The organism is Xanthomonas nasturtii (assembly GCF_001660815.1).
GTDB classification, from domain to species: Bacteria; Pseudomonadota; Gammaproteobacteria; order Xanthomonadales; family Xanthomonadaceae; genus Xanthomonas; species Xanthomonas nasturtii.
The window spans coordinates 12,438-37,815 of record NZ_LYMI01000031.1 but is presented as its reverse complement, the minus strand read 5'-3'; the positions used below and the strand labels follow the sequence as shown (position 1 = coordinate 37,815).

At 65.8% G+C, this 25,378-nt stretch carries 19 protein-coding genes and 1 pseudogene; 8 read left to right on the top strand and 12 right to left on the bottom strand.

The window, feature by feature from the left end; genetic code table 11:
- Positions 1-100 precede the first annotated feature (100 nt).
- The 5 genes from pdhA (at position 101) to A7D16_RS12455 (ending at position 5,384) form a co-directional block, all read left to right on the top strand.
- A complete protein-coding gene (gene pdhA, locus A7D16_RS12475) occupies positions 101-1,189 on the top strand; it encodes a pyruvate dehydrogenase (acetyl-transferring) E1 component subunit alpha (protein WP_064633164.1) in 1,089 nt (362 codons plus the stop codon).
- Positions 1,182-2,252: an alpha-ketoacid dehydrogenase subunit beta gene (locus tag A7D16_RS12470; RefSeq protein WP_064633163.1), complete on the top strand. Its 1,071-nt coding sequence runs from the start codon at positions 1,182-1,184 to the stop codon at positions 2,250-2,252. The genes pdhA and A7D16_RS12470 overlap by 8 nt, the downstream gene beginning before the upstream one ends.
- A gap of 1 nt (position 2,253) precedes the next feature.
- Positions 2,254-2,637 (top strand): SH3 domain-containing protein, encoded by a 384-nt coding sequence (locus A7D16_RS12465; RefSeq protein ID WP_064633161.1) that lies wholly within the window; start codon positions 2,254-2,256, stop codon positions 2,635-2,637.
- Positions 2,634-4,160, top strand: coding sequence for a dihydrolipoamide acetyltransferase family protein (locus A7D16_RS12460; RefSeq protein ID WP_064633159.1), 1,527 nt, complete (start codon positions 2,634-2,636; stop codon positions 4,158-4,160). The genes A7D16_RS12465 and A7D16_RS12460 overlap by 4 nt, the downstream gene beginning before the upstream one ends.
- Positions 4,161-4,400: 240 nt before the next feature.
- A complete protein-coding gene (locus A7D16_RS12455; protein ID WP_064633156.1) occupies positions 4,401-5,384 on the top strand; it encodes an IS5 family transposase in 984 nt (327 codons plus the stop codon).
- A gap of 389 nt (positions 5,385-5,773) precedes the next feature.
- On the opposite strand, the gene xopJ is transcribed toward A7D16_RS12455, so the two are convergent.
- Positions 5,774-6,883 carry a YopJ family type III secretion system effector XopJ gene (xopJ, locus tag A7D16_RS21605; protein ID WP_116905867.1) on the bottom strand — a complete coding sequence of 370 codons (1,110 nt, stop codon included), beginning with the start codon at positions 6,881-6,883 and terminating at the stop codon, positions 5,774-5,776.
- 346 nt (positions 6,884-7,229) lie between these two features.
- On the opposite strand from xopJ, the gene A7D16_RS12445 reads away from it, so the two are divergent.
- Entirely contained in the window at positions 7,230-8,531 is a 1,302-nt protein-coding gene (locus A7D16_RS12445; protein ID WP_064633152.1) for a DEAD/DEAH box helicase, read from the top strand.
- A gap of 134 nt (positions 8,532-8,665) precedes the next feature.
- Here the strand turns inward: A7D16_RS12445 and A7D16_RS12440 are convergent, their stop codons facing one another.
- Both A7D16_RS12440 and A7D16_RS12435 read right to left on the bottom strand, forming a co-directional pair.
- Positions 8,666-9,001 carry a DUF6172 family protein gene (locus A7D16_RS12440; RefSeq protein WP_064633151.1) on the bottom strand — a complete coding sequence of 112 codons (336 nt, stop codon included), beginning with the start codon at positions 8,999-9,001 and terminating at the stop codon, positions 8,666-8,668.
- 78 nt (positions 9,002-9,079) lie between these two features.
- Positions 9,080-9,601, bottom strand: coding sequence for a winged helix-turn-helix transcriptional regulator (locus A7D16_RS12435; RefSeq protein ID WP_239686995.1), 522 nt, complete (start codon positions 9,599-9,601; stop codon positions 9,080-9,082).
- Positions 9,602-9,757: 156 nt separating this feature from the next.
- Here A7D16_RS12435 and A7D16_RS12430 point away from each other — a divergent pair, with 156 nt between their 5' ends.
- Positions 9,758-10,033: an SDR family oxidoreductase gene (locus tag A7D16_RS12430; RefSeq protein WP_239686994.1), complete on the top strand. Its 276-nt coding sequence runs from the start codon at positions 9,758-9,760 to the stop codon at positions 10,031-10,033.
- Positions 10,034-10,213: 180 nt separating this feature from the next.
- Here A7D16_RS12430 and A7D16_RS21595 read toward each other — a convergent pair.
- Positions 10,214-10,544 (bottom strand): annotated as a pseudogene (locus A7D16_RS21595) (VirK family protein); the annotation flags it as partial.
- A gap of 623 nt (positions 10,545-11,167) precedes the next feature.
- Between A7D16_RS21595 and A7D16_RS12415 the strand changes: the two are divergent.
- The gene (locus A7D16_RS12415) at positions 11,168-11,926 is read left to right on the top strand and encodes an SDR family NAD(P)-dependent oxidoreductase (protein WP_064633144.1); all 759 of its coding nucleotides are present in this window, start codon (positions 11,168-11,170) and stop codon (positions 11,924-11,926) included.
- A 113-nt stretch (positions 11,927-12,039) separates the two neighbouring features.
- Here the strand turns inward: A7D16_RS12415 and A7D16_RS12410 are convergent, their stop codons facing one another.
- From A7D16_RS12410 to glgA, 8 genes are all read right to left on the bottom strand, one after another.
- On the bottom strand, positions 12,040-12,669 hold the full coding sequence (locus A7D16_RS12410) for an NAD(P)H-binding protein (RefSeq protein WP_064633177.1): 630 nt from the start codon (positions 12,667-12,669) through the stop codon (positions 12,040-12,042).
- Positions 12,670-12,685: 16 nt separating this feature from the next.
- A complete protein-coding gene (gene glgX, locus A7D16_RS12405) occupies positions 12,686-14,848 on the bottom strand; it encodes a glycogen debranching protein GlgX (RefSeq protein WP_064633142.1) in 2,163 nt (720 codons plus the stop codon).
- A gap of 110 nt (positions 14,849-14,958) precedes the next feature.
- Positions 14,959-15,144 (bottom strand): DUF2934 domain-containing protein, encoded by a 186-nt coding sequence (locus A7D16_RS12400; RefSeq protein WP_064633140.1) that lies wholly within the window; start codon positions 15,142-15,144, stop codon positions 14,959-14,961.
- 26 nt (positions 15,145-15,170) lie between these two features.
- Positions 15,171-17,774, bottom strand: coding sequence for a malto-oligosyltrehalose synthase (treY, locus tag A7D16_RS12395; RefSeq protein WP_064633138.1), 2,604 nt, complete (start codon positions 17,772-17,774; stop codon positions 15,171-15,173).
- Positions 17,771-19,720 (bottom strand): 4-alpha-glucanotransferase, encoded by a 1,950-nt coding sequence (locus A7D16_RS12390; RefSeq protein ID WP_064633136.1) that lies wholly within the window; start codon positions 19,718-19,720, stop codon positions 17,771-17,773. Before A7D16_RS12390 ends, treY begins: the two co-directional genes overlap by 4 nt.
- Positions 19,717-21,474 carry a malto-oligosyltrehalose trehalohydrolase gene (treZ, locus tag A7D16_RS12385; RefSeq protein WP_064633134.1) on the bottom strand — a complete coding sequence of 586 codons (1,758 nt, stop codon included), beginning with the start codon at positions 21,472-21,474 and terminating at the stop codon, positions 19,717-19,719. Before treZ ends, A7D16_RS12390 begins: the two co-directional genes overlap by 4 nt.
- A 2-nt stretch (positions 21,475-21,476) precedes the next feature.
- Entirely contained in the window at positions 21,477-23,708 is a 2,232-nt protein-coding gene (locus A7D16_RS12380) for a 1,4-alpha-glucan branching enzyme (protein ID WP_064633132.1), read from the bottom strand.
- Positions 23,705-25,288: a glycogen synthase GlgA gene (glgA, locus tag A7D16_RS12375; RefSeq protein WP_064633131.1), complete on the bottom strand. Its 1,584-nt coding sequence runs from the start codon at positions 25,286-25,288 to the stop codon at positions 23,705-23,707. The genes A7D16_RS12380 and glgA overlap by 4 nt, the downstream gene beginning before the upstream one ends.
- Between the last annotated feature and the right edge of the window lie 90 nt (positions 25,289-25,378).

Sequence of the window (25,378 nt, the reverse complement as noted above, 5' to 3'; positions counted from 1 at the left end):
AGCATCATTGTGTGCTGCGGTGCAGGACAGCGTTTTGCTTCGCCGTCCTTAACATGGCAACTCATATCATTTGAAACTTCTTGGTGAAGGTGTCGTCGCAATGAGCGTAGCCGCGCAGTTCGAGATCGACTATCTGCAATACATGGACGCGGACGGCCACTGGGTCCGCGACGACCTTCCGGCCGACGCCGCCAACCCGCAAACCCTGCTCGCCCTGTTCAAGCGCATGTTGTTCGTGCGTACCTTCGACACCAAGTCGGTGGCCCTGCAGCGCACCGGCAAGCTGGGCACCTACGCCGCCTGCATCGGCCATGAGGCCACGCACGTGGGCATTGGCGCATCGATGCGCAGCGGCGATGTGTTCGCGCCCAGCTACCGCGAGTACGGCACCATGTTCGAACGTGGCGTGCGCCCGCGCGATGTGCTGCTGTACTGGGGCGGCGACGAGCGCGGCAGCGATTATCCGCGCGATGCCGATGCGGCAATCGACTTCCCGATCTGCGTGCCGATCTCCACCCAGTGCCTGCACGCAGCCGGCTCGGCGCTGTCGTTCAAATTGCAGAACAAGCCGCACGTCGCGGTGGCCTGTTGCGGCGACGGCGGCAGCTCCAAGACCGACTTCTACGCCGCGCTCAATTCGGCCGGCGCCTACAAGCTGCCGCTGATCCTGTGCGTGATCAACAACGGCTGGGCGATTTCGGTGCCGCGTTCGGCGCAGACCGGCGCGCAGACGCTTGCGCAGAAGGGCCTGGCCGGCGGGCTGCATTGCCTGCAGGTGGACGGCAACGACCTGGTTGCCGTACTCGAAGCGATGCGTCAGGCACGCGTGCGTGCACTGGCCGGCGATGGCGGCACGGTGATCGAATTCCTCACCTATCGCCTCTCCGACCACACCACCGCCGACGATGCGCGGCGCTACCGCGGCGAAGAAGAGGTCAAGCAGGGCTGGGCGCGCGAGCCGCTGCTGCGCCTGCGCCGTTATCTCACCGCGCAGGGCCTGTGGGACGAGGCGCAGGAAACCGCCTGGAAGGCCGAATGCGGCGCGCGCGTGGATGAAGAGGTCAACGCCTACCTCAACACGCCGGTACAGCCGGTGGAAGCGATGTTCGATTACCTCTACGGCGACCCGCCGGCCGAGTTGCTGGCACAGCGCGCCGAAGTGATGGCGCTGGAGACGCGTCATGGATGAACTCACCCATGTGCACGCAGAAACCTCCCAGCACGCCAGTGCCCCTTACAACGCTGCAGCAACGCGCGGAGAGAGTGCCATGAGTTCGCCCATCACCCTGATCGAAGCCATCACCCAGGCGCTGGCCTGGGAGCTGGAACACGACCCCGCGGTGCTGGTGCTGGGCGAGGATGTCGGCGTCAACGGCGGCGTATTCCGCGCCACCGCCGGCCTGCAACAACGCTTCGGCAGCGCGCGCGTGCTGGATACCCCGCTGGACGAAACCACCATTGCCGGCCTGAGCGTCGGGCTGGCTGCGCAAGGCATGAAGCCGGTGGCCGAAGCGCAGTTCGACGGCTTCGTGTATCCCATGGTCGATCACCTGATCTGCCATGCCGCACGCCTGCGCAACCGCACCCGCGGCCGCCTGCACTGCCCGATGGTGCTGCGCGTGCCGTGGGGCGGCGGCATCCGCGCACCGGAACATCACAGCGAAGCCAACGAAGCCATCTTCACCAACGTGCCCGGTTTGCGCGTGGTGTTGCCGTCGTCGCCGCAGCGTGCGTACGGCCTGTTGCTGGCGGCGATCCGCGACCCGGACCCGGTGATCTACATGGAGCCCAAGCGCATCTATCGCCAGTACAAGGAAGTGGTCGCCAACGATGGCGAAGCGCTGCCGCTGGATGTGTGCTTCGTGCTGCGCGACGGCACCGATGTCACCCTGGTCACCTGGGGCGCGCAGGTCAAGGAAGCGCTGGAAGCGGCCGACAAACTCGCCGGCGAAGGCATCAGTGCCGAAGTCATCGACGTGGCCACGCTGCGCCCGCTGGACTTCGACACCATTGCCGAATCGGTTGCAAAGACCGGCCGCTGCGTGATCGTGCAGGAAGCCCCGCGCACTGCCGGCTTCGGCGCGGAAATCGCTGCGCAGCTAGCTGAAAAATCCATGTACGACCTGGTGGCTCCGGTGGAACGCGTCACCGGTTACGACACGCATATCCCGCTGTTCCGGCTGGAAATGAAATACCTGCCGAGCGTGGAGCGCATCGTGACCGCGGCGCGGCGCGCGGTGGCTGCCGGCTGACATGCGCGCCCGTCTGCTTTGCCAGCACCGCGCCGCTTACGCCAACCCGGTCCGCTTCCAGGCAGGCCAGCAGGTGAGCGTCGGCGTACGCGACGAAGAATGGCCGGCGTTTGCCTGGGTCACCACCGACGGTGGCCGTGCCGGCTGGGCGCCGCTGGCCTGGCTGCGCCCGCTGGGCGACGGCCTGGCCGAAGCCCTGCGCGATTACGACGCACGCGAACTCGATGCCCAGGCAGGCGAGGACGTGTTGCTGCATCACGAACACGGTGGCTGGTGGTGGTCCGAGCGTGCCGACAGCACGCAGGGCTGGCTGCCGGCCGCCGACCTCGAACTCCTCGACGACACCACGCCGCAGCTGCCTGCCGCGCAAGAGAATCTGCCATGAGCGACAACAAGAATTTTCACCTGCCCGACCTGGGCGAAGGCCTGCCCGACGCCACTATCGTCGAATGGTTCGTCAAGGAAGGCGACAACGTGCGCCTGGACGACCCGCTGGTCTCGATGGAGACCGCCAAGGCGGTGGTCGAGGTGCCCTCGCCGTTCTCCGGCACGGTGGTCAAGCTGGCCGGTGCGGCCGGCGACATCATCGTCACCGGTGCGGTGCTGGCGCAGTTCGCGCTGGACCCCTCGCAGCCGCAACGGGCCGATGGCCAGGACACCGGGCACGGACATGGTCACGGCGGCAGCGCGCAGGCGGCAACGCCGAGCACCGGCCAGAGCGCGGCCGGTCCCACCGCGCGGGTGGTTGCCTCCGACAACGGCGGCGAAATTGCCGATGCGGATGCCGATGCCGCTGCGGATCCCGGCGCTGGCGAGCGCGACGACGCCGGCACCGTGGTGGGTGCCATGCAGAGCTCCAACACCGTGCAGAGCGAACAGGCGATCGCCGTCGGCGGCGTGCGCGCGATGCCGGTGGTGCGGGCGCTCGCACGCAAGCTGCGCGTGGATCTGGCGCAGGTGCGTGCCACCGGACCGGACGGCACGGTCACGCTTGCAGACGTAAAGCAGGCAGCGGCCGCCGGCACCGCGCAGCCCTCACCGGGCGCGCATGGCGCGCCGACCTTTCCCGCAAGCGGGAGAGGTGGTCCGATCGGTGGCGGTGGGAGAGCCGCTGCGATCATTGTCGACGGCAGGGATCGACCAGCAACGGCGACCCTTCTCCCGCCCGCGGGAGAAGGTGCCCGCAGGGCGGATGAGGGCAGCACTACCCGCTCGCCGCTCTCAGCCAGCGGCAAGCCGATGCGCACCCAATCGCCCGGCATCAGCGCCAAGGGCCAGCCGGAGCAGCTCAAGGGCGTGCGCCGCAACATGGCGCGCGTGATGGCCGATGCGCATACCAAGGTGGTGCCGACCACGCTCAACGACGATGCCGACCTGCACGCCTGGCAGCCCGGCAACGATGTCACCGTGCGCCTGGTGCGCGGCATCGTGCGCGCCTGCCAGGCGGTGCCTGCGCTCAACGCCTGGTTCGACGGCGACGCACTCAGCCGCACCCTGCACCACCAGGTCGATATCGGCATTGCCGTGGATACCGAAGAAGGCTTGTTCGTGCCGGCATTGCGCAACGCCGACATGCTGGACGCACACGGCATCCGCGAAGGCGTCAACCGGCTGCGCCAGCAGGTGGAAACCCGCAGCATTGCCGCCTCCGAGTTGAGCGGCTACACCATCTCGCTGTCCAACTTCGGCATGTTCGCCGGCCGCTACGCCACCCCGGTGGTGGTGCCGCCGTGCGTGGCGATCGTGGCTGCCGGCCGCGCGCGCTACCAGCTCGTGCCGGTGATGGGCGGTGTGGAGACCCACAAGGTGATGCCGCTGTCGCTGACCTTCGACCACCGCGCCGCCACTGGCGGCGACGCCGCACGTTTCCTGCGCGCGCTGCTGGACGATCTGGCGTTGGCCAACTGAGCACGTGCGCGGCGGGCCTTGCCGGCTCGCCGCGCAGGATTGAAGACGCTCTGTCAGAAACCACGAACGTAGGTACAAGCAGGCGCGCGCGCACGTGCCGGGTGAACGAGCGCAATGCAGCCGCTGACTCCCAACATCAATGGCGCCTGTAGCCGTGCAACGTTTCGGTGTGCTAAGGAAGCTCTGAACAAAGCAGCATGATCTGCGACAATCGATCAACGAACCGAGCGGACGATTTCGATGCAGCTGAGCTTCGGCGATGCGGAGTACAACGGCAAGCGCAAGCAGACGCGGCGCGAGGTATTTCTGGCCGAGATGGATCAGGTGGTGCCGTGGAAAGACCTGCTGGCGCTGATCGAGCCGCATTATCCAAAGTCGGGGCAGCCGGGGCGACAGCCGTATCGGCTGGAGACGATGCTGCGCATCCACTTTTTGCAGCAGTGGTACGCATTGAGCGATCCATCGGCGGAAGAAGCCCTGTACGACACGGTGTCGATGCGGCGTTTTGCAAAGATCGGCGGCCTGGATGAGGTGCCGGACGAGACGACGATACTCAACTTCCGCCACTTGCTGGAGCAACACGATGTGGCGCGCAAGCTGTTCAACCGGGTCAACGCGCACCTGTCGCGCAAGGGGCAGAGCCTGCGCGGCGGGACGATCGTAGACGCCACGATCATTTCAGCGCCCAGTTCGACCAAGAACCAGGACGGCAAGCGCGACCCGCAGATGCACCAGACCAAGAAGGGCAATCAGTATTACTTCGGGATGAAAGCGCACATTGGGGTAGACGATGTGTCCGGCTTGGTGCACCACGTGGAATGCACGGCAGCCAACGTCGCCGATATCACGCAGGCGCACAAGCTGATGCATGTCAAGGAAGACATGCTCAGCGGGGATAGCGGTTACACGGGGCTGGACAAGCGCGCGGAGATGGCACGCAAGCGCATGTTGCGCTACCTGATTGCAGCCAAGCCGTCCAAGCTCAAGCAGATCAAGAGTGCGCGCCAGCTGCAGTGGACCAAGCGCTGGGAGCACACCAAGGCCAGCCTGCGGGCGAAGGTGGAACATCCGTTTCGGGTGATCAAGCGCCAGTTTAGTTACGTCAAGGTGCGCTATCGCGGCCTGGCGAAGAATACCGCGCAGGTGCTGACGCTGTTTGCACTGTCGAACCTTTGGCTGAAGCGAAAGCAGTTGATGCCTGTCGTGGGGACGGTGTGCCTGTAACCCGGGCAACACCCCGCAAACGCGGCGGAAACGGCAAAAAATCGAGGGTCTGAGCGCTATCAGAGTGGCTGATGCGGTTTAGATCATCCTCCGACGTCGTTGATCAGACCATCCCTAAAGAACCTCGATCAAACGCTAGTTCGGTTACACCCTGGTCCGATAGGTGGCATGGCCAAGAACAGGGCGCAATAGATGACATTGCTTGCGCTTTCATATCTGTGATGGTGCGCCCGCAGCTTCTACCACAAGGGGAATAGGTCTGCTTGGCGAAGCTACAGGCCGGCCTTTACGCTTTCCGTCAGGCTCGCCGCTGCAGCATCCCAGGAAAAAGCCCGCCGAGAAGGCGGGCTTTGTATGCCAAGCAGCATAAATAATATTTAATAATTGTCTCAGGACTCTAAAGCATGGCGGATCTTTCTGGCTCTGGATGCTTCGATTGACATGCTGTAACTTTTATCGCGCTCGACCCGGAACTCCTCCAGTCTACGGCTCAGCGACTCCTTGTACACGGCGGCTCTGCCGGACCTCACATCAGTGGCCGATGCACCAGGCTGATACGCCTCGAGCTCGTCGATGCTGCGCCTGGAATGCGCATGTTTATAAAAATTTGCAGGCAACAATCTGGTTCCTCTAAGCAAATAGACGCCAAGATCGTCAAGGTACTCACTTTCCGGAGTCATTCCCATGATATTTCCCTTCTTTCGCAGATCTTTATGCCACCGGTCGAAAGTGCTTCTTTCTTGGTATGCCGCCAGGGCATAGTCAAGAGAAAATATGACGCATCCACCTATTGACTTAAGCGCTTCCGCTTCGATCACCGAAAAAGAAATTTTCTTTCCGAACTGAGACGTAAGATTTTCTCTAATCTTTACGAAACCGGGCATGTGGTCCGGATTATAAGCAGACGCAGGTTCCAGCGCGATAATCGTCGTGTGACCATTCTCGTGATTGCGCACGTCGAATGCGACGCGATGCCACCTTCGCGGATCTTCGTCCAGTCGCACTACCGCCCTTAATGGCAATCCTGTTTTATGCCAGCGACCCAGTTCATGCAAGAACTCCCCGGGTGTATCGAAGCTGCGCAAATTTAGATTTTTCAATCTATTATCGTATGAGCGAACTAGATGGGGGAGGTTCTCAATATCCATTAGCCGAAGTGACTCGCTGATAGGTTCGTTTCGCCTCAGCTGATCGAGAGTTGCGTTGGCATAAGACACCAAGCTTGATGGAGCTGAATGTCCACGCGACTGCACCGCATCCGACAAGGCCTCGGCCTTCTTGCGAGGTCTGGCTGGGAGAGCGGAAAATGCAGAGTTACTAGGCGGGGAGTCCGGAGGCGGAGAGGACGGAGGCGTAGACGCCTTACTACTGGGTGCTGAGTCAGCCTCTGGAATATGAGGCTGAAAACGACTGCTGCTCGAACCACCCACTCCCAATGATCTGAAAAACTTCTTCATTTTACCACCATCGCTTGTATGGATCTGAATTTGCACTCTCATGGAGTCGCATCTATATTAGAGCGCGTTAATCGTAAACCTTGTTTCCGTTGCGCGAAGATCTAGGCGATAATGCGAACAGCTGAAAATCGCTGAACGACGCATCGCAGATAAGCGGTAATAATCCATGCTGAAGCGTGATCTGTACAACTGATCTCCGGCGATTAACCATCCGCACAAAACCGGGCCACGGCCGAGGGCAAATCGCATTGGATGCATCAGACCTGGGACCGACACAACGATTTTTTGTTGCCGCCGCTTGGCGGCACCATGGATCGGTCTGTGCTGCAAGCGCACCTGCACTTCGTTTCGGCATGCACGTCGTCGACAATGCGTGGATAATCGCGCGATGTCACTGAAAGCAGATTTGCTGTCGCTACAGCTACCGCCCTCGTTCGAGTCCGCGCTCGCCAGGGCCGGTGTGCGCACGCTCACGCCGATCCAGGTCGCCATGATTTCGCCGATGCTGGCCGGACGCGATCTGATTGCGATGGCGCAGACCGGTTCGGGCAAGACCCTGGCCTATGCGTTGCCGTTGCTGCAGCAACGCATGCTGGCACCGGAGACCGCGCCACGCGTGCTGGGTGCGTTGGTGCTGGTGCCCACCCGCGAACTTGCCGCACAGGTGGAGGCCACGTTGCGCCAGCTGGCTGCGCACCTGCCGCGACGGCTCAAGATCGTTGCCGCCACCGGCGGCAGTTCGATCAACCCGCAGCTGCTGGCGCTGCGCGGTGGCGCCGACATCGTGGTGGCCACACCGGGCCGGCTGCTGGATCTGGTCGATCACAACGCACTGCGCCTGAGCGAGGTGGCCACGCTGGTGCTGGACGAAGCCGACCGCCTGCTGGAACTGGGCTTCGGTACCGAACTCGATCGCATCCTTGCGCTATTGCCGGCGCAGCGGCAGAGCGTGCTGGTGTCGGCCACGTTTCCGCCCACCATCGCGTCGCTGGCCAAGCGACGTCTGCGCGATCCCTTGCGCATCACCATCGAGGCCACGCCCGAACAGGCACCGGCGATCGTGCAACAGGCGATCGCGGTGGATACCGCCCAGCGCACCGCGCTGCTGCGTCATCTGCTGCAGGAACACGCATGGCCGCAGCTGCTGGTCTTCGTCGCCAGCCGCCACACCGCCGAGAAGGTCGCCGAAAAATTGAGCAAGACCGGCATCGAGGCGATGCCGCTGCATGGCGAATTGAGCCAGGGCCGCCGCGAACGCACGTTGCGGGCCTTCAAACAGGCGCAAGTGCAGGTGCTGGTGGCCACCGATCTGGCCGGGCGCGGCATCGATATAGACGCCTTGCCTGCGGTACTCAATTACGACCTGCCCCGCTCCACCGTCGACTACACCCACCGCATCGGCCGCACCGCACGCGCCGGTGCCCGCGGCGTGGCGATCAGCTTCGTCACGGCCGAAAGCGCGCAGCAATGGCGGCTGATCGAAAAACGCCAGGGCCTGCGGGTCGCCACGCGCGTTGTCGCCGGGTTCGAACCGACGGCGACGACAGAAACGCCTGCAAACGCCAGGCCTGCGAGTGAAGCACAAGGCGTGGATGCGGCCGCGCCGGAGAACAACGGCGGCATCAAGGGCAAGCGGCCCAGCAAGAAAGACAAGCTGCGCGCGGCGGCGGCGTCCGCAAAACCCGACTGAGCGCGGCGATGTGGTGCTCCCTGGCGCAGCGGCCCTGACGGACCTGCGCACGCATCGCGGCTAGCGATCTGTCGCGATGCTCAACGACGGTAATGCCGCGGTGCGCAGTGAAACTGCCGACGCAGGGTGCGGCCTCAATCCTGCTCGAAATCCAGCTCGCCATCACCGAAGCCGTGGTCGCTCCCTGCGCGCGGCGTGCGCTTGCCCGGCTTGCGCAGGATTTCCACGAAAAACTGCTCGCCACCCTCGCTGGTGAGCGCATTGATCGAACGGATCAGCTCGGCCGGCGGCAACGGCTGCGCGCTGGCCTCATCCACGCCGAAGCGCATGTCGAAGTCCCAGTAATCCGCGCCCTCCGGCAGGTCCTTGCGGCGCTCGCGGCGGATGTACTTGCGGATCTCGTTCTTGCTGGACTCCAGCAGACGATCGCGGTTCTTGCCTTCGAGGTTGAGCTGGTAGGTCTTGCGCATGGCGACATCGGTTGGGAACTGGCCGCCTATTGTGAGGCCACACAGCCGTTGTGGGTGAATCGTCGGCGTTCCGGTGGATCAATCAGCAGGCTCGCAGACTGATCGGGGCAATGAGTCGCCGGGCCGACGCCCCCCATCCAGCAGCACTCCACGTATGGCGCACGACTGAAAATACCGGCCGCTTCCAGGTCGCCGCAGAACTGCAGATGCCGGTTCCAAGGCCGCAGCGGGGGGACTGGCTGCAAACGCCTGCTCGGCTGCAATCACCTCATTGGCGCGGTCCTGGCACCCGTGCAGCAGCGCGATCAGCGGCGCTTCCAGGGTGTCGCCCAACGGCGTGCGCCGGTATTGCACGGCCACCGGCGACGAAGAAATCACTTCCCTGCTGATCAACCCGATCCGTTGCAGCCGCCGCAGCGCTTCGGTCAGCGATTTGTGCGTCACGCCATCCAGTTGCCGTTTGATCCGGTTGAAGCGCATTGGCCCGTTGCATAGCACCGTCATGATCATGACCGACCACTTGTTGGCGATCGGCTCCAGCACCGTGCGGATGTCCGCAAGGCGATAGAGGTCGCAGGGGGCAGCGGTTTCCTCGGCCATATCGAGTTACCCCCAGGTGCGTAATTGAAACCAGGTATAGGATGGACATCATCTCGCTGATACTGACAACCGATTCGACGGGGCCTGGCCGCGTCCAATCCCGTATCGACAACCGACGAGAGACTGTCCAAATCAACGAATGAGTTCCACGGCAAAGTGGCCTTGATTACCGGCGCCTCCAGCGGCATCGGCAACGCAACGGCAAAGAAACCCGCAGCGGCAGGCATGAAGGTCGGCCTTGCGGCGCGGCGCACCGACCGACTGCAGGCGTTGAAGTCGGACATCGAGCAGGCGGGCGGCCAAGCGCTGGTGCTGGAAATGGATGTCGCCAACAAGGACTCGGTCAACGCCGGCGTGGCAGCACTGATCGCGGCGTATGGCGCAATCGATGGGCTGGTCAACAACGCCGGCATCATGCATCTAATGCCATGACCTACAACGCCGCCGATTTCCAGCGTTCGTGCAGGTGATGCTTACATGTTTCTGTTTCTGACCACCAACCGCCACGCGTGGCTACGCCCCGTACCCTCACCCCTCTCCCGCAGGAGAGGGGCTACGGCCGCGCGCACTCCCCTGCACAGCGAAAAGACGTCCCTTCTCCCGCCGGGAGAAGGTGCCCCGCAGGGGCGGATGAGGGTACGTGCGAAGCCTGGATTGCTTGCGCACCTTGTCATTACTGGCCACGGTGAAGTGCGAGCCGGAGAACGCGACCGTGCCGTCCTCGGTGATGCGGTAGGCATCGATGGCCGCCGCCGCGGGTCTGGCTGGCCGGCGTGCCCTGTTCGGGCGTGCAGCGACTGAGATCGGTGGTCAGGCTGACGTCGTAGCCGGCGTCCAGTGCGGCGATGACGTCGGCACGCGAATTGAGCGATGTGCTGGCCATGGCAGGCACGGCACAGGCACACAGCGCAGCGGCAAAGACAGCGGGAGCAAGCCGGGGCAGGGCGAACTCCAGGCAGAGGAGGGAATCAAGCGCTCTGGACATCAGATTGTCCGGGACGATCACCATGACCCAGCCCAGCTCGATGCCGCGCGCCGCACTACGCATCGCGCCGCATGTTTGCGCTGTTCGGCAAAGCGCGTGCTCGGGTGCACAGTTCTGCATATGCCTATCGGCCGTCTGTGCCAGCGCACGCACCAGCGCGGTGCCGCAGAAGCCGGCGCCGATGACGGTGATATGGGTTTCCATGTGCAAATCCCACTGAATGACTCGCACGTTGTGCCCGCAGCGGGGCGCCGGTATGTAAACCTTTGGTTAGCGCCGGGCAAGCAAAAACGGCATGAGCTGATTGCCAGCGGTGATGAGGCGTGTGGCGCAGGCAACGCCGATCGCACATGGCAGCGAGCTGGCAGCGGTCGCCACCGTACGTGGTGGTGTCGCGTGCGTTTGCGCATGCCGGTTTTTGCAGCGCTGCGCAATGCGGCGATGCAGACCGCTGCAATCAACGTGCCGGTGCCACGCAAGCGTGCACAGCGATGGTGGTCCGTGCCTCACTGGCGATACGCGTGGCAACCCGGTCGCGCGCGGCTGTCGGATAATGCCGGTTTCCGAATCGGGCAGTCGCCATGTCAAACACCGCTGTTCGCCCGCAACGCGTGTTGATCGCCGGCGGCAGCCGTGGCATCGGCCTGGCAATCGCCCAGGCATTCGTGCGTCACGGCGCGCAGGTCTCGATCTGCGCACGCAATGCCGCCGGCCTTGCACAGGCTGCGAGCGCATTGGCAACGCATGGCGCGCCGGTGCACACACTGCCCTGCGACCTGGCCGACGCCACCCAGATCGATGCCTATGTACAGGCCGCCGCGCAGGCGCTGGATGGCCTGGACGTGGTGATCAACAACGCCTCCGGCTACGGACATGGCAACGACGATGCAAGTTGGCAGGCCGGACTGGATGTCGACCTGATGGCCGCGGTGCGCTGCAATCGCGCCGCCTTGCCGTATCTACGCAGCAGCGATGCAGCCGTGATCCTCAACATCAGCTCGATCAACGCACAACGCCCAACCCCACGCGCGATCGCCTATTCCACCGCCAAGGCGGCGCTGAATTACTACACCACCACCCTGGCTGCAGAGTTGGCGCGCGAGCGTATCCGCGTCAATGCCATCGCACCGGGGTCCATCGAGTTCCCCGGTGGACTGTGGGACACGCGCAGCCGCGAGGAACCAGAGTTATATGCACGCATCCGCGACAGCATTCCGTTCGGTGGCTTCGGGCAGGTACAACACATTGCCGACGCCGCGTTGTTCCTTGCCTCACCACAGGCGCGCTGGATCACCGGCCAAGTGCTGGCGGTGGATGGTGGGCAGTCGTTGGGCGTGTGAGCAGGTAGCACAATAGCTCTGTCGGAGCGCGCTTGCGCGCGTTGAAGCGTTCCCGATGATGCCTCATCGCGCGCAAGCGCGCTCCTATACAAGCCAAGCAATCGACGCAGCTGCTACACCAGCTCCGCCGCCTCGACACTATGCTCGCCACGCGCCGGGGCCAGCGCTGCAGCCACCATCGCCGCAGCAATCCGTTCGGCCGGATTGATCCGGAAGCGGCGCGGCAGGATCGGGCCGAGCGCGCCCAGCACCAGGCTGCCGAAATGTTCGCCGGTACGGCGCTCCTCGCGTTCGCCGCCGATAAGGCCGGGGCGCACGAAAGTCAGCGAGGGGAAGCCGATGTCGCGCAGATCGCGTTCCAGTTCGCCCTTGACGCGGCTATAGAAGATGCGCGATTGCGCATTGGCACCGGCCGCCGAGTTCAGCACGAAGACCGAGGTGCCTTGCGCACAGGCTGCGCGTGCGATGGCCATCGGGTAATCGTGGTCGATGCGGTAGAACGCCTCGCGCGAGCCGGCCTGTTTCATGGTGCTGCCCAGGGCGCAGATTGCCGCTTCCATGCGCGGTGCCGTCCAGTGATCGAGCCGTTCGAAGTCGATTACCTGATTGCGCAGCTTGGGGTGAATCTGCGTGAGCGGCCGCCGCGTGATCGCCACCACGCCCGTACAGCGCGCGTCGGCCAGCAATTGCTGCAACACCTGCTTGCCGACCAGGCCGGTCGCCCCTGCCAACAAGACATCCATCAGGCCGTCCTCGCCATCAGCGCGCTCCTTCGGAAACGATGCGCGCACTGCTGATGATGCGGTCGCGTTCCACCGCCAACAGTGTCAGCGAGTGCGCCGGCGCCTTCCATTCGCTGCCACCGGCCACCACGCGGCCGCCGTGGCGCGCGGTGTCCACCAGCACGCGCCAATGCTCGTCGTGCATCGATGGCAGGGTAAACGCCACGCTGGTGGAGGCGGCATTGATCAACATCAGCAAGGTCACGTTGGCGGCGATCTCGCGCAGGCCGGTGGTCGGCGAGCGGCCGTCCAGGCGCAGCATCAGCGCGCGCGCTTCCGGGTCGTGCCAGCCGGCTTCGTCCATCTCGTGGCCATCCGGTGCGAGCCAGGTCAAATCCTTCAGGCCCAGCGCTTCGTCGAACTTGCCATCGAAGAAACGCGCGCGATGCAGCAAGGGGTAACGCTGGCGGATGCGGATCAGGCGGCGCACGAACGCGGCTTGATCGGCGGCGGCGGCCTTGGTGGCCGCCGTCCAATCGATCCAGGTCAGCTCGTTGTCCTGGCAATACGCGTTGTTGTTGCCGTTCTGGCTGTGGCCGAATTCATCGCCGGCCAGCAGCATCGGCGTGCCTTGCGATAACAGCAACGTCGCGAGCAGGTTGCGCATCTGCTGGCGACGCAGCTGCTTGATCGCCGCGTCGTTGGTGTCGCCTTCGACGCCGTAATTGGCCGAGATGTTGTGGTCGCTGCCGTCACGGCCATCCTCGCCGTTGGCCATGTTGTGCTTGCCTTCGTAACTGACCAGGTCGCGCAAGGTGAAGCCGTCGTGGGCAGTGACGAAATTGACCGAAGCGGTCGGCCGGCGGCCGCTGTGATTGAACAGATCGGCAGAGCCGGTCAGGCGCGTGGCCAACTCGGCCAATTGACCGCCATCGCCGCGCCAGAACGCGCGTACGTTGTCGCGGAACTTGTCGTTCCACTCCACCCAACCGGGCGGGAAGTTGCCGACCTGGTAGCCACCGGGGCCGATATCCCACGGTTCGGCAATCAGCTTGGTCTGGCTCAGCACCGGGTCCTGGCGCACCGCATCCAGGAAGCTGCCGGAGGGATCGAAGCCATAGCGTTCGCGGCCGAGGATGCTGGCCAGGTCGAAACGGAAGCCGTCCACGTGCATTTCCTGCACCCAGTAACGCAGCGAATCCATCACCATGCGCAGCGCGCCGACGTTGGTCAGGTCGAAGGTGTTACCGGTGCCGGTGTCGTTGATGTAGAAGCGGCGATCGTCGGCCAGGCGGTAGTAGCTGGCGTTGTCGATGCCCTTGAACGAGAGCGTGGGCCCCAGCTCGTTGCCTTCGGCGGTGTGGTTGTAGACCACGTCGAGCAGCACTTCCAGGCCGGCGTGATGCAGCCGCGCCACCATCTGCTTGAACTCGGCCACGGTGCGCGTGGACATGTAACGCGCCTGCGGCGCAAAAAAGCCCAGCGTGTTGTAGCCCCAGTAGTTGCGCAGGCCTTTTTCCAGCAGATATTGGTCGTCGACGAACGCATGCACGGGGAGCAGTTCCACCGCGGTGACGCCGAGCGAGCTGATGTGGTCGATCAATTCGTCGGTCTTCAGCGCCGAGAATGTGCCGCGCTCTTCCGGCGGCACTGCCGGGTGCAGCATGCTCAGGCCGCGCACATGCGCCTCATAGATCACCGTGCGGTTCCACGGCGTCTGCGGCGGGCGGTCCTGGCCCCAGGTGAAGGCCGGGTCGATCACGGCAGACTTGGGCATGAACGCGGCGCTGTCGCGGCGATCGAAGCTCAGGTCCTTGTCGCGGTGGCCGATGGTGTAACCGAACAGGTGCGGTGCCCATTTGAGCTCGCCGACGATCTGCTTGGCATACGGGTCCAGCAGCAATTTATTGTGGTTGAAGCGGTGCCCGGCCTCGGGCGCGTAGGGGCCATGCACGCGGTAGCCGTAGAGCTGGCCCGGGCGGGCATCCGGCAGGTAGCCGTGCCAGACCTCGTCGGTGTATTCGGGCAGTGCGATGCGTTCCTGCTCGCGGCCACGCTCGTCGAACAGGCACAGCTCCACGCGGGTGGCATTGCGCGAGTACAGCGCGAAGTTGACGCCCAAGCCATCCCAGGTGGCACCGAGCGGATTGGGACGGCCTTCGCGGATGCGCGAGCGCTGAGTGAACTTGCGAGTGGCCATCGGTAACTCCTTAGAACGGTGAACTCAAGACGGTGTGCGATTGCGTTTGCAGCGGCAGGTCATCCTGCACGGGCGTGGTACTGCGCCCGTGCAAGGTGACAAAGGCCGCGTTACTGGCGTGCAGTGATGGGCGTGACCGTATGCTCGGCGGCCTGCTCGGCGGCGCGCTCTTCGGCATCCACCAGGCGCTCGGCCATGGCCCAGTGGCGGTCCGCGTGCCCGTCCGGGCGGCCTTCCGCTTCCCAGATCTCCTGTGCCAACTGGGCAAGCCGGGCTTGCCGTTCCATGTCGTTCATTGCGTACGTTTCTCTCGGGGGGTCACTTATTGGGACAACAACACAGCCACCGGCGCGCGTGCAAACACCATCGATAGCGCCAGGCGGCCGCGCTGCGGCTGCAGCGTGCTGCCGTCGAGCACATTACGGTATGTGCCCTCCGCCAAGGCTAACGTTGCCTGACCCCAGGTGGCCGGCGGCACCAGCAACGGCAGGTCGCCCTCGTCCTGCGCGCCGGCACCCAAGCGGATGACTGCAACCACCAACGCCTGCCCGCGGTACTGGCGACGAAACGCCAGCACCTGCGCATCGCCACTGACAGCCACGTTCAACGGCTGATAGTCGCCCTTCGCAAACAGCGCCGGATGTTCGCCACGCAGCTGCAGCAGCAGCGCGGTGAGCCGCGCCTTGACCGCGCCATCGCGCCAGCCGCGCAGCAGGGTATTGAAGTCGCGCGCCTGCGCCAGCCACTGCTGGCGTTGCGCGTAATCGACCGGGCGGCGGTTGTCCGGGTCCACCAGCGACAGATCCCAACCTTCGGTGCCCTGGTATAGATCGGGCACGCCGGGCACGGTCAGGCGCAGCGTGGTTTGCACCAGCCCGTTGCGCGCGCCGGCGGCGGCGATGTGGTTGCTGGCGCGCAGCAAGGCGCGACGCAGCGGCAACCCGGCGCGGCTGCTCAGCACCTGCTCCACCGTTGCCTGCACGGCCTGTTCGTAGGCGGCCGAGCCATCGGTCCAGCTGGTATGCAGCTTGGCTTCGCGCACCGCCTTGAGCAGCCACTGCGCCACGCGCTCGGCGTAGGCGGCCAGCGGCTCGGCCTGGTCGGCGCCCAACCCGACCGGCCATGCGGCCACCAGGGTCTGCCACAGCATCTGCTGGTCGCCACCGGCCAGGGCGGGCGATTCCAGCGCTTCGGCCAGGGCATCGAACTGGGCACTCTGCTCGACCCACCACCGCGGCTGTTCGGACAGCACCGCCAGCCGCATGCGCAGGTCTTCGCCACGCTTGTGATCGTGCGTGGCGGTGGCCAGCAGCGCGCGCGGGTAATGCTTGGCGCGCTCGGCATTCTGCGCGTGGAACTCGGCGGCCTCGTTGGCGAAATGGGTCGGATGGCTACCGACCTCGTTACGCGAGAGCAGCACGCCATGCCGGTAGAACGCGGTGTCTTCCACCGCCTTGGCATTGAGCGGTGCAGACAGCTGCTCCACACGCCGGCGCAGGATGCGGCGCAAGGCGATCTGCGCGCGGTCGGCGCCGGCATCGTCGAGCAGCCAGCGCTCGATGGCATCCACGGCTGCGACGATCGATTCGGGCATGCCGTCGCGTGCCTGCGCAGCGGTGGCGCGCAGGCGCTCGGCTTCGCTGCCGGTCACGCCCTTGGCGCCGGCGTAGGTGCGGTACACCGGGAACCAGCGCAGCAGCACGCATAAACCACGCGCCAGCATCTGCGGGCTGAACTCGCGCGTAGGCGGGTCCAGCCGTGCCAGTGCCGACAGCGCACCGACAGCGCGGTTGAATTCGGTCTGCAGCGGGCCACGCAAAATCTCGTCGCGTGCAGCGCGTTCTTCCTGCGCGAAATCGCCACTGCGTCCGCTCACCCGCTGCCAGGCCCGCGCCAACGGCTTGAAGCCGGCCGCGTCGTGCAGCACGCCGCCCACCTGGTCCATGAAGTCGTAACCGGTGGTGCCATCGCAGGGCCAGTCGGCCGGCAGGTGCTCGCCGGGAGCGAGAATCTTTTCCAGATACAGCCCCAGCGTGCCGGGCTTGAGCCCGCGCGTGCGGCCGGCCGCATCCAGCCGGCTGCGCAGCTTGCGCACATAGCCGGTGGGGTCGGTGAGCCCATCCACGTGGTCGATGCGCAGGCCGTCCAGATGGCCTTCGGCCACCAGCCGCAGCGGCAGCGCATGCACCGCGTCGAACACGGCCGGCAGTTCCACCCGCAGCGCCACCAGCGAGGTGATGTCGAAGAAGCGGCGGTAGTTGAGCATGTCGTTGCCCACACGCCACCAGTTCAGGCGATACGGTTGGCGCTCGATCAACTTGTGCAGGCGGCCATCGCCGCGCTTGGCGCCGTCGTTGTAGTCGCGCAGCCACTGCGCGCGTGCCGCTTTGTCCGGCACCTCCAGCGTCTGCGCGCGGATCGGGTAGCGCTGGTCGTAATGCGCCAGTGCGGCACTGCCGTCGTCTTCGACCACCAGGGTGATCAGACCTTCGGCCAGCGCGGTGGCATACGGGCGGTCCAGCACGGCCAGCCACAACTTCCCATCGCGCCCAGGCGCGCGCCAATCGATGTCGAACCAATCGGCGTGCCTGGCGCTGCGGCCGTTGCGCAACACATCCCACCACCAGGCGTTTTGCGCATGCGTGGCCATGTGGTTGGGCACGATGTCGGCGATCAGGCCCATGCCGTGTTCGCGTGCGGCTTGCGACAACGCGACCAGTGCCTCTTCGCCACCGAGCTCGGGATTGACCACGGTCGGGTCGATATTGTCGTAGCCGTGCGTGGAGCCCGGCACCGCGGTGCCGATCGGCGACAGATATAGATGGCTGATGCCCAGGCCGGCGTAGTACGGCACCTGCGCGAGCGCGTCGTGCAGGGTGAAGCCGGCATGCAGCTGCAGGCGGGCGGTGGCGCGAAGATCGATCATGGGTGCGGTTCCGTAACGGCCGCGACGCGACGCGCCTCGGCAAAGCCCTGCAGCGCCGTGCTCAGGCGCGCATGCGGCAAGGGATCGGGCAGGCGTCGACGCCAGTTTGGATGGACCTCGACGGTACCCGGCAGATTGGGTTGTTCTTCCAGCGCCAGCGCGTCTTCCGCCGGCAGCAAGGCCAGGGGCGACACGCTGGTGGCGGTGAAGCGCAGCGCGCCCAGCAGCGGGTCGCCCGCAGCGGCCAAGCCGGCGTGTTCAACCGCCGCATCCAGCCGCGCGACATCCTTGCTGCGGTCTTTGGTGTCGCCGTCTGCCTGCGCAGGCGCGATCAACTCCAGCTTGCGCCGCCAGGCGATGTCGCGGCCTGCACGCCAACCGGTGAGCGTGGGCAGATCGTGCGTGGTGGTGGTGGCGATGGCATCGGGCCGCCACAACGCCGGCGCGACAAACGCGCCGTCTTCGTCGCGGGTGAACATCAAGACATCGATACCCATGACGCCGCGGCGCGAGAGTTCTTCGCGGATGCCCGGCGGCACCACACCCAGGTCTTCGCCGATGACAATCGCGCGATGCCGCCACGATTCCAGCGCCAGCAGATTGAGCAGATCGTGCAGCGGGTAGGCCAGATACGCGCCCTCGTTGGAGCCGGCGCCATCGGGTACTACCCACAGCCGCATCAGGCCAAGAATATGATCGATGCGGATCCCGCCGCGGTCGCGCAGCACCGCGCGCAGCAGCGCGATATACGGTGCAAAACCACTGCGCCGCAGCGCAGTAGGCGAATACGCACCGATGCCCCAATGCTGGCCATCGGCATTGAAGGCATCCGGCGGCGCGCCCAGCACCAGGCCACGCAACACGGTATCTGCAGCGGCCGCGGCTTCGGCGCCGTTGGGGTCGAAGCCCACCGCCAGATCGGCGATCAAGCCGATCTTCATGCCACGCTCGTGCGCCTCGCGTTGCGCATCGGACCAACTGCGCGCGGCCAGCCACTGGGTAAATACATGCAGCTGCGGGTCGTTGTCGCCGAAATCGCGCGCAGCAAAGCGTGCGAAGCCGTCCAATGCGTCGCCGCCCGCATTGCGGAAGGCGACCAGATCGGCATGGTCCGGTGCCACGCGCGCGTGCAGATGGCGCAGCAATGTCCACTTGGCCTGCGCCGAAGCCGGCCAGTCGATCAAGGTGTTGCCGTGCAGCGTGTCGAAGCGCTGACGCAGGCCGTCGACCTCGGCGATCGCCTCCAGTGCCAGCTCGCCCAGCACGCGCACCGGCGCGGCATGCAAGGGATCGAAGAAGCGCCGGTCGCTGGGCGAATACGGGCTGTAGCCGCCGGTGACCGGGCGCGAGGCATGCACCGGACTCAGTGCCAGTGCATCGGCGCCGGCCAGTGCCGCATACCGCAACCATTCCACCGTGCCGGCGGCATCGCCGATGCCGCCGTCATCGAGACTGCAGGCCGCATACACCTGCAAGGCCATGCCCCAGGCACGCGGCGCCGGCTGGCCACAGGCGTCGGCCACGCTGAAGCAGCATTGCGGCGCGACCGCCACCTGCTGGGTCAACGCGCCGATCTGCAGCGTCCAGTAACCGAAGCGCTGCGGTGCGCGCAGCTGCCCTTGCGCATCGGCACGTGCGTCTTCGCTGGCACCCGCCTCATCGGTCCAGCGGCCGCTCGCGTCGGCGGCAACCCGCAACGCAAGCAGCTCGCCCACCTGCGCCGTGAGCAGCGGCGCCGGCTCGTCGGCCTGCGCCTTGCAGCGGCGCAGGCTGTCTTCGCGCTGCGCTGCGGTAGCGGCGGGCAACTCCAACGCGGTCAGCACCGCATGCACCGATTGCTCGGACACCTGCCGTGGCTGGTCGCTGGCATCCACCCAATCCACCATCACTCCGGCCGCCTCAGCCAGTGTGTGCAGGTCATTGCCGCCCGGCGCGCGCGTACTCACGATTGCGCCTCGTGCCAGGCGATGAAGCCATCCACCGGCAGTTCCTGCGCGTCGGCAGCGACATTTTCAACATGCGCCACGCGTCCGCGCACCGGCGGCAACGGCACCGCCTGGGTTCCGACATTGAAGGCGATATGCCACAGCCCGCCGGGCAACTCCCAACTGGCTGTCAGCGCGCCATCGGCAAGCACACTGGCACGCACGGTGCGCGCCTGCGCCAACCCCGGCACCAACCACTGGCGACGCGCCTGCAGCAGCGCGGTGAACCAGGTTGCCCAGTGCGCGCCCTCGCCTTGCGCTGCGTCCTCGATCGGCGAACGCGACGCCTCGAAGGTGGCATGGCTATTGGGGTCGGGAATGGTGGCGCGCTGCGCCTCGTCGGCGAACGCGGCGAAATGGGCGAACTCCTTGCGGCGGCCTTCGCGCACCGCATCGTCCAGCGGCGGGCCGAAGTCGGTGAAGAACAGGAACGGCTGCGTCGCGCCCCACGGCTCGCCCATGAAGAACAGCGGAATCATCGGCGTCAACGCGGTCAGCGCCAAGGCGGCACGCAACCGTTGTGGCGACACCAGCACGCTCAGCCGTTCGCCGCGGGCGCGGTTGCCGATCTGGTCGTGGTTCTGCGCAAACACCACAAATTTATGCGGCGGCAGCGCACCGCTGGGCTCGCCACGCACATGCCCACGCGGGTCCGGCTCGCCCTGGTAGGCGAAGCCTTCGCCCAGCACGCGCGCAAGATGCGCGGTGGGCTTGTCGGCGAACGCGGCGTAATAGCCTTCTTCTTCGCCAGTCAGCAGCACATGCAAGGCGTTATGGAAGTCGTCGTCCCATTGCGCGGTGTAGCCGCGTTGCAGCTGCGAGGCTTGGTTGGCCTCGTTTTCCAGCACCAGATGCACGTGGCGGCCGGCCGGCAGGCTGGTCTCCACGGTTTCGCGCAAGGTGTCCAGGAATGCGTTCGGCGTGATCGCGTGCACCGCATCCAGGCGCAGTCCGTCGAAGCCGTATTCGTGCAGCCACATCAGTGCGTTGTCGAGGAAGTAGCGCTGCACCTGCGGCTTGCGGAAGTCGATCGCCGCGCCCCACGGGGTGGGCTTGTCTTCGTTGAAGAACGGGCCGGCGTAGCTGTGCAGATAATTGCCGTCCGGGCCGAAGTGGTTGTAGACCACATCCAGCAGCACCATCAGGCCATGCCCGTGCGCGGCATCGATCAGCGCCTTCAGCGCGTCGGGGGTGCCATAGGCCTCGGCAGGTGCGTACGGCAGCACGCCGTCGTAGCCCCAGTTGTGCGCACCGGGGAACGCGCTCACCGGCATCAGCTCGATGGCGGTGATGCCCATTGCCGCCAGCTGCGGCAACTGCGCCTGCACCCCGGCATAGCCACCGCAGGTGCCCACGTGCAACTCATAGATCACCGCTTCGTCCCACCGCCGCCCCTGCCACTGGGTGTTCTGCCAGGCGTAGCCATCGGTTGGCTGGACCGCGCTGGGGCCGTGCACGCCCTCGGGCTGCCAGCGCGAGGCAGGGTCCGGCACCGGCTCGCCGCCGTCGACGCTGTAGCGGTAGCGCGCATCGGGGGCGCAGTCGATCACGGCGCTGAAGAAGCCATCCTGCGCCGCCTGCAGCGCGCCGCGCGTGCCGTCGTCGAAGACCACCTCCACGGTGTTGGCCTGCGGTGCCCAGAGTGCGAAGCGCACCTGTCCCTCACCCGCCGGCCAGGCGCCCCAGGCCGGGGTGATGTCGTTGCGCTGGTTCATGGTTATTTCTCCGCTTGCAGATAGATCGTGGCTAGCGGCGGCAGCGTCAGGCGCAGACGTTGCGCATGCCCGTGCATGCCCATCGGCTCGGTCGCAAGACGACCGCTGTTGCCGAGGTTGCTGCCGCCGTAATGGGCACCGTCGGTGTTGAGGATTTCGCGCCAGTGGCCGGCACGCGGTACCCCCACGCGATAATGGTGAAGCGGTTGCGGGGTGAGGTTGCTCACCGCCAGCAACGGTGCACCGCCATCGGGATCGTGGCGGATGAATGCCAGCACGCTGTTGCGCGCATCGTCGGCCACGCTCCAGTCGAAGCCTTCGGCGCGATGGGTGCCGCGATACAGCGCCGGGGTGCGGCGCAGCGCAGCGTTGAGGTCGCCCACCAGGTGCTGCACGCCACGATGCGGCGCGCCGTCGAGCAGGTGCCAGTCCAGCGACTGATCGTGATTCCAGTCGGCCCATTGGCCGAATTCGGCGCCCATGAACAGCAGTTTGTCGCCCGGGTGCGCCCACATCAGCGCCAGATACGCGCGCAGGTTGGCGAAGCGGCGCCAGTCGTCGCCCGGCATCTGCCCAAGCAGCCCACCGGTGCCGTGCACCACTTCATCGTGCGAGATGGGCAGCACGAAGCGCTCGTCGAACGCGTACACCAGCCCGAAGGTGAGCTGGCTGTGGTGCTGCGCACGTTCGGCCGGATCGCGCTGCATGTAGCTCAGCGTGTCGTGCATCCAGCCCATGTTCCACTTGTGTGTGAAGCCCAGGCCACCATCGCTGATCGCGGCGGTGACGCCCGGCCAGGCGGTGGATTCTTCGGCAATGCTGAGCACGCCGGGAAACTGCGTGGCGATCTCGCGATTGAGCTGGCGCAGGAACGCCACCGCTTCCAGGTTCTCGCGGCCGCCATGCGCATTGGGCACCCACTCGCCTTCGGCACGGCCGTAGTCGCGATACAGCATCGAGGCCACCGCATCCACGCGCAGGCCGTCGAGGTGGTAGTGGTCGATCCACTCCAGCGCGCTGCCGAGCAGGTAGGCGGTCACTTCCGGCCGGCCGTAGTTGTAGATCAGCGTATTCCAGTCGCGATGCATGCCTTCGCGTGGGTCGGCATGCTCGTACAGCGCGGCGCCGTCGAACTGCGCCAGGCCGTGCGCATCGTCGGGGAAGTGTGCGCTGACCCAGTCCAGGATCACGCCGATGCCGGCGCGGTGGCAGGCATCCACAAACTGCGCAAACCCGTCCGGGCTGCCGTGACGCGCGGTGGGCGCATACAGGCCCAGCGGCTGATACCCCCAGGAACCGCCGAAGGGGTGCTCGGTGATCGGCAGCAATTCGATATGGGTGAAGCCGAGCTGCTGCACGTAAGGAATCAGCTGCTCGGCCAGCGTTGGCCAATCCAGCGGCTGGTTGTGGCCATCGCGGCGCCAGGAGGCGGCGTGCACTTCGTAGATCGACAGCGGCGCCGGCACGGCGCTGGGGTCGCGCTTGGCCATCCACGCCGCGTCGGTCCACGCAAAGGTGCCGGTGCCAGGCACCACCGACGCAGTGGCCGGGGGCAATTCGGTCTGCCGCGCGACCGGGTCGGCCTTGAGCAGCACCCGCGCATCGGCCGCAGTGACGGCGTATTTGTAGCGCGTGCCGGCTTCCACGCGCGGCAGGAACAGTTCCCAGAAGCCGCCGGTACGCTGCCGCATCGGGTGGCGCCGCACGTCCCAGCCATTGAAGTCGCCAACCACCGCCACGCGTTGCGCATGCGGCGCCCACACGGCAAAGCGCACGCCCGGCACATCACCGCACTGCACGTGCTGCGCGCCCAGCGCACGGCGCAAGGCCTGGCCGTCGCCGGCAGCGATCTGCAGCAACAACGATTCGTCCAGCGTGGCCGCGAACGCGTAAGGGTCTTCGATCTCCTGCACCACGTCCGGCCACACGATCCGCAGCCGGTATGGCCCTTCGAGGGCAAGCGTGCCTTCGAATACGCCGTCGATCGGGCTGACCTGCATGCGCGCCAGCAACTTGCCGCGCGGATCGATCAACCCCATCGCCTCGGCGCTCGGCGCCAACACGCGCACCTGACGGCGGCCATCGGCCAGCGGGTGCGGCCCAAGCAACGCAAATGCGTCGGCCGGCAATCCATCGGCCAGCGCCTGCAGGGTCTGCGACATTTCAGAGAGCCCTTCCGTGGTCACGCCGTCTGCTTCCGTATCCTGCTCCTGCACGCCCTGCCGTTCGCTCATGACACCGTCGCAAGCGCGGGCGCGGTTGCAGCGGTGCGTTCGTAGAGAGACAGGTATTTCTTGCCGGCCACGTCCCAACCACTGGGCCGCAGCATGGCCGCGCGGCGCATCGCCGACAGCAGGCTGGGCAAGCGGAAGGTGCGGAAGGCGCGCTCCAGGCAGCGGCGCAATGCTTCCACGCTGGCGTGCTGGAACAGGAAGCCGGTGACGCCATCGTCCACGGTGTCGATCAGCCCGCCGGTGGCGTGCGCAATCGGCAGGCAGCCAAAGCGCTGCGCGTACATCTGGCTCAGGCCGCAGGGCTCGAAGCGCGAGGGCATGAGCAGGAAGTCGGCACCGGCGAACATGCGCCGCGCCAGCCCTTCCTCGAAGCCGATGAAAGCGCCGATCTGGCCGGGATAGCGCCGGGTCAGCTCGGCCACCTGGCGCTCGATCTCCGGCTCGCCGCCGCCGATCACTGCGATCTGGCCGCCGGCGGCCACGATCTGCGGGGCAACCTCGCAGATCAGGTCCAGGCCCTTCTGGTGCACCAACCGCGACACCACCGCAAACAGCGGGCCGGTGCTCTCGCGCAGCCCGAACGCCTTGCGCACCTGCGTGGCGTTGGCCTGGCGGCCCTGCCACTGGTTCACGCTGAAGTGCGAATCCAGGTATTCGTCGGTGCGCGGGTCCCAGCTGGCGTCGATGCCGTTGACGATGCCGGTCAGCGCGCCCTTGGCGGCGCGACCGGCCAGCAGCCGGTCCAGGCCGCAGCCCTGGGCCGGGCCGGTGATCTGCTTGGCGTAGCTGACGCTGACGGTGTTGACGTGGTCGGCATTCACAATGCCGCCGCGCAGGAACGACATCTGCCCGTAGAACTCCAGCTCGGCCACGCGCTCGGCGGGGATGCCCAGCGCAGCCGCCATCGAATACGGCACCAGCCCCTGGTAGGCCAGGTTATGGATGGTCAGCAGGCACGGCGTGGTGCCGCCGGACCAGCGCACGTAGCCGGCGGCCAGCGCACACGGCCAGTCGTTCAGGTGCAGCAGGCGCGGCTTCCAGCCCAGCCCGGCATGGCCGGCGGCAATTTCCGCGGCGGCATGCGACAGGGTGGCGAAGCGGATTGCGTTGTCTTCGAACTCCGAACCGCTGGCGCTCACATACGGCGAGCCGTCGCGTTCGAACAGTTCCTTGGACAGCAGGATATAGATGGGCAGCCCGTCGGACTGCACGATGCGGCCGATGTCGCAGGCCGGTAGCGCGGCATGCGCCAACACGCGGCCGACGATTTCCACCTTGCCGGCGCGCTCGAGCACCGCGCGGTAGCCCGGGATCAGTACGCGCACGTCGTAGCGATGGCGCAACGCGCGCGGCAGTGCGGCCGCTACATCGCCCAGACCGCCGGCCTTGATGAAGTCCGCCATCTCCGACACCACGAACAAGGCCCCGCGCGTGTCCGCCAGCGACACCGGCAGGCGCTCGTGGTGACGGATGAAGCGGCCGCGCGCATCACGCGGTCGCCCGCTCTTCTTCAGAGTAGGGAGCATCGTGCTGCGCTCTAAGCGTGCGGTGGTAGCGTGAAGCGGCATCATAGCAACCATCTAAACATCCGTCGTAATGTGGGGTGAGACGGAAAAACGGCGAAGCGGAAACCACCGTCTGCCGATTCAGCCAGACGACTTGCTACGAAT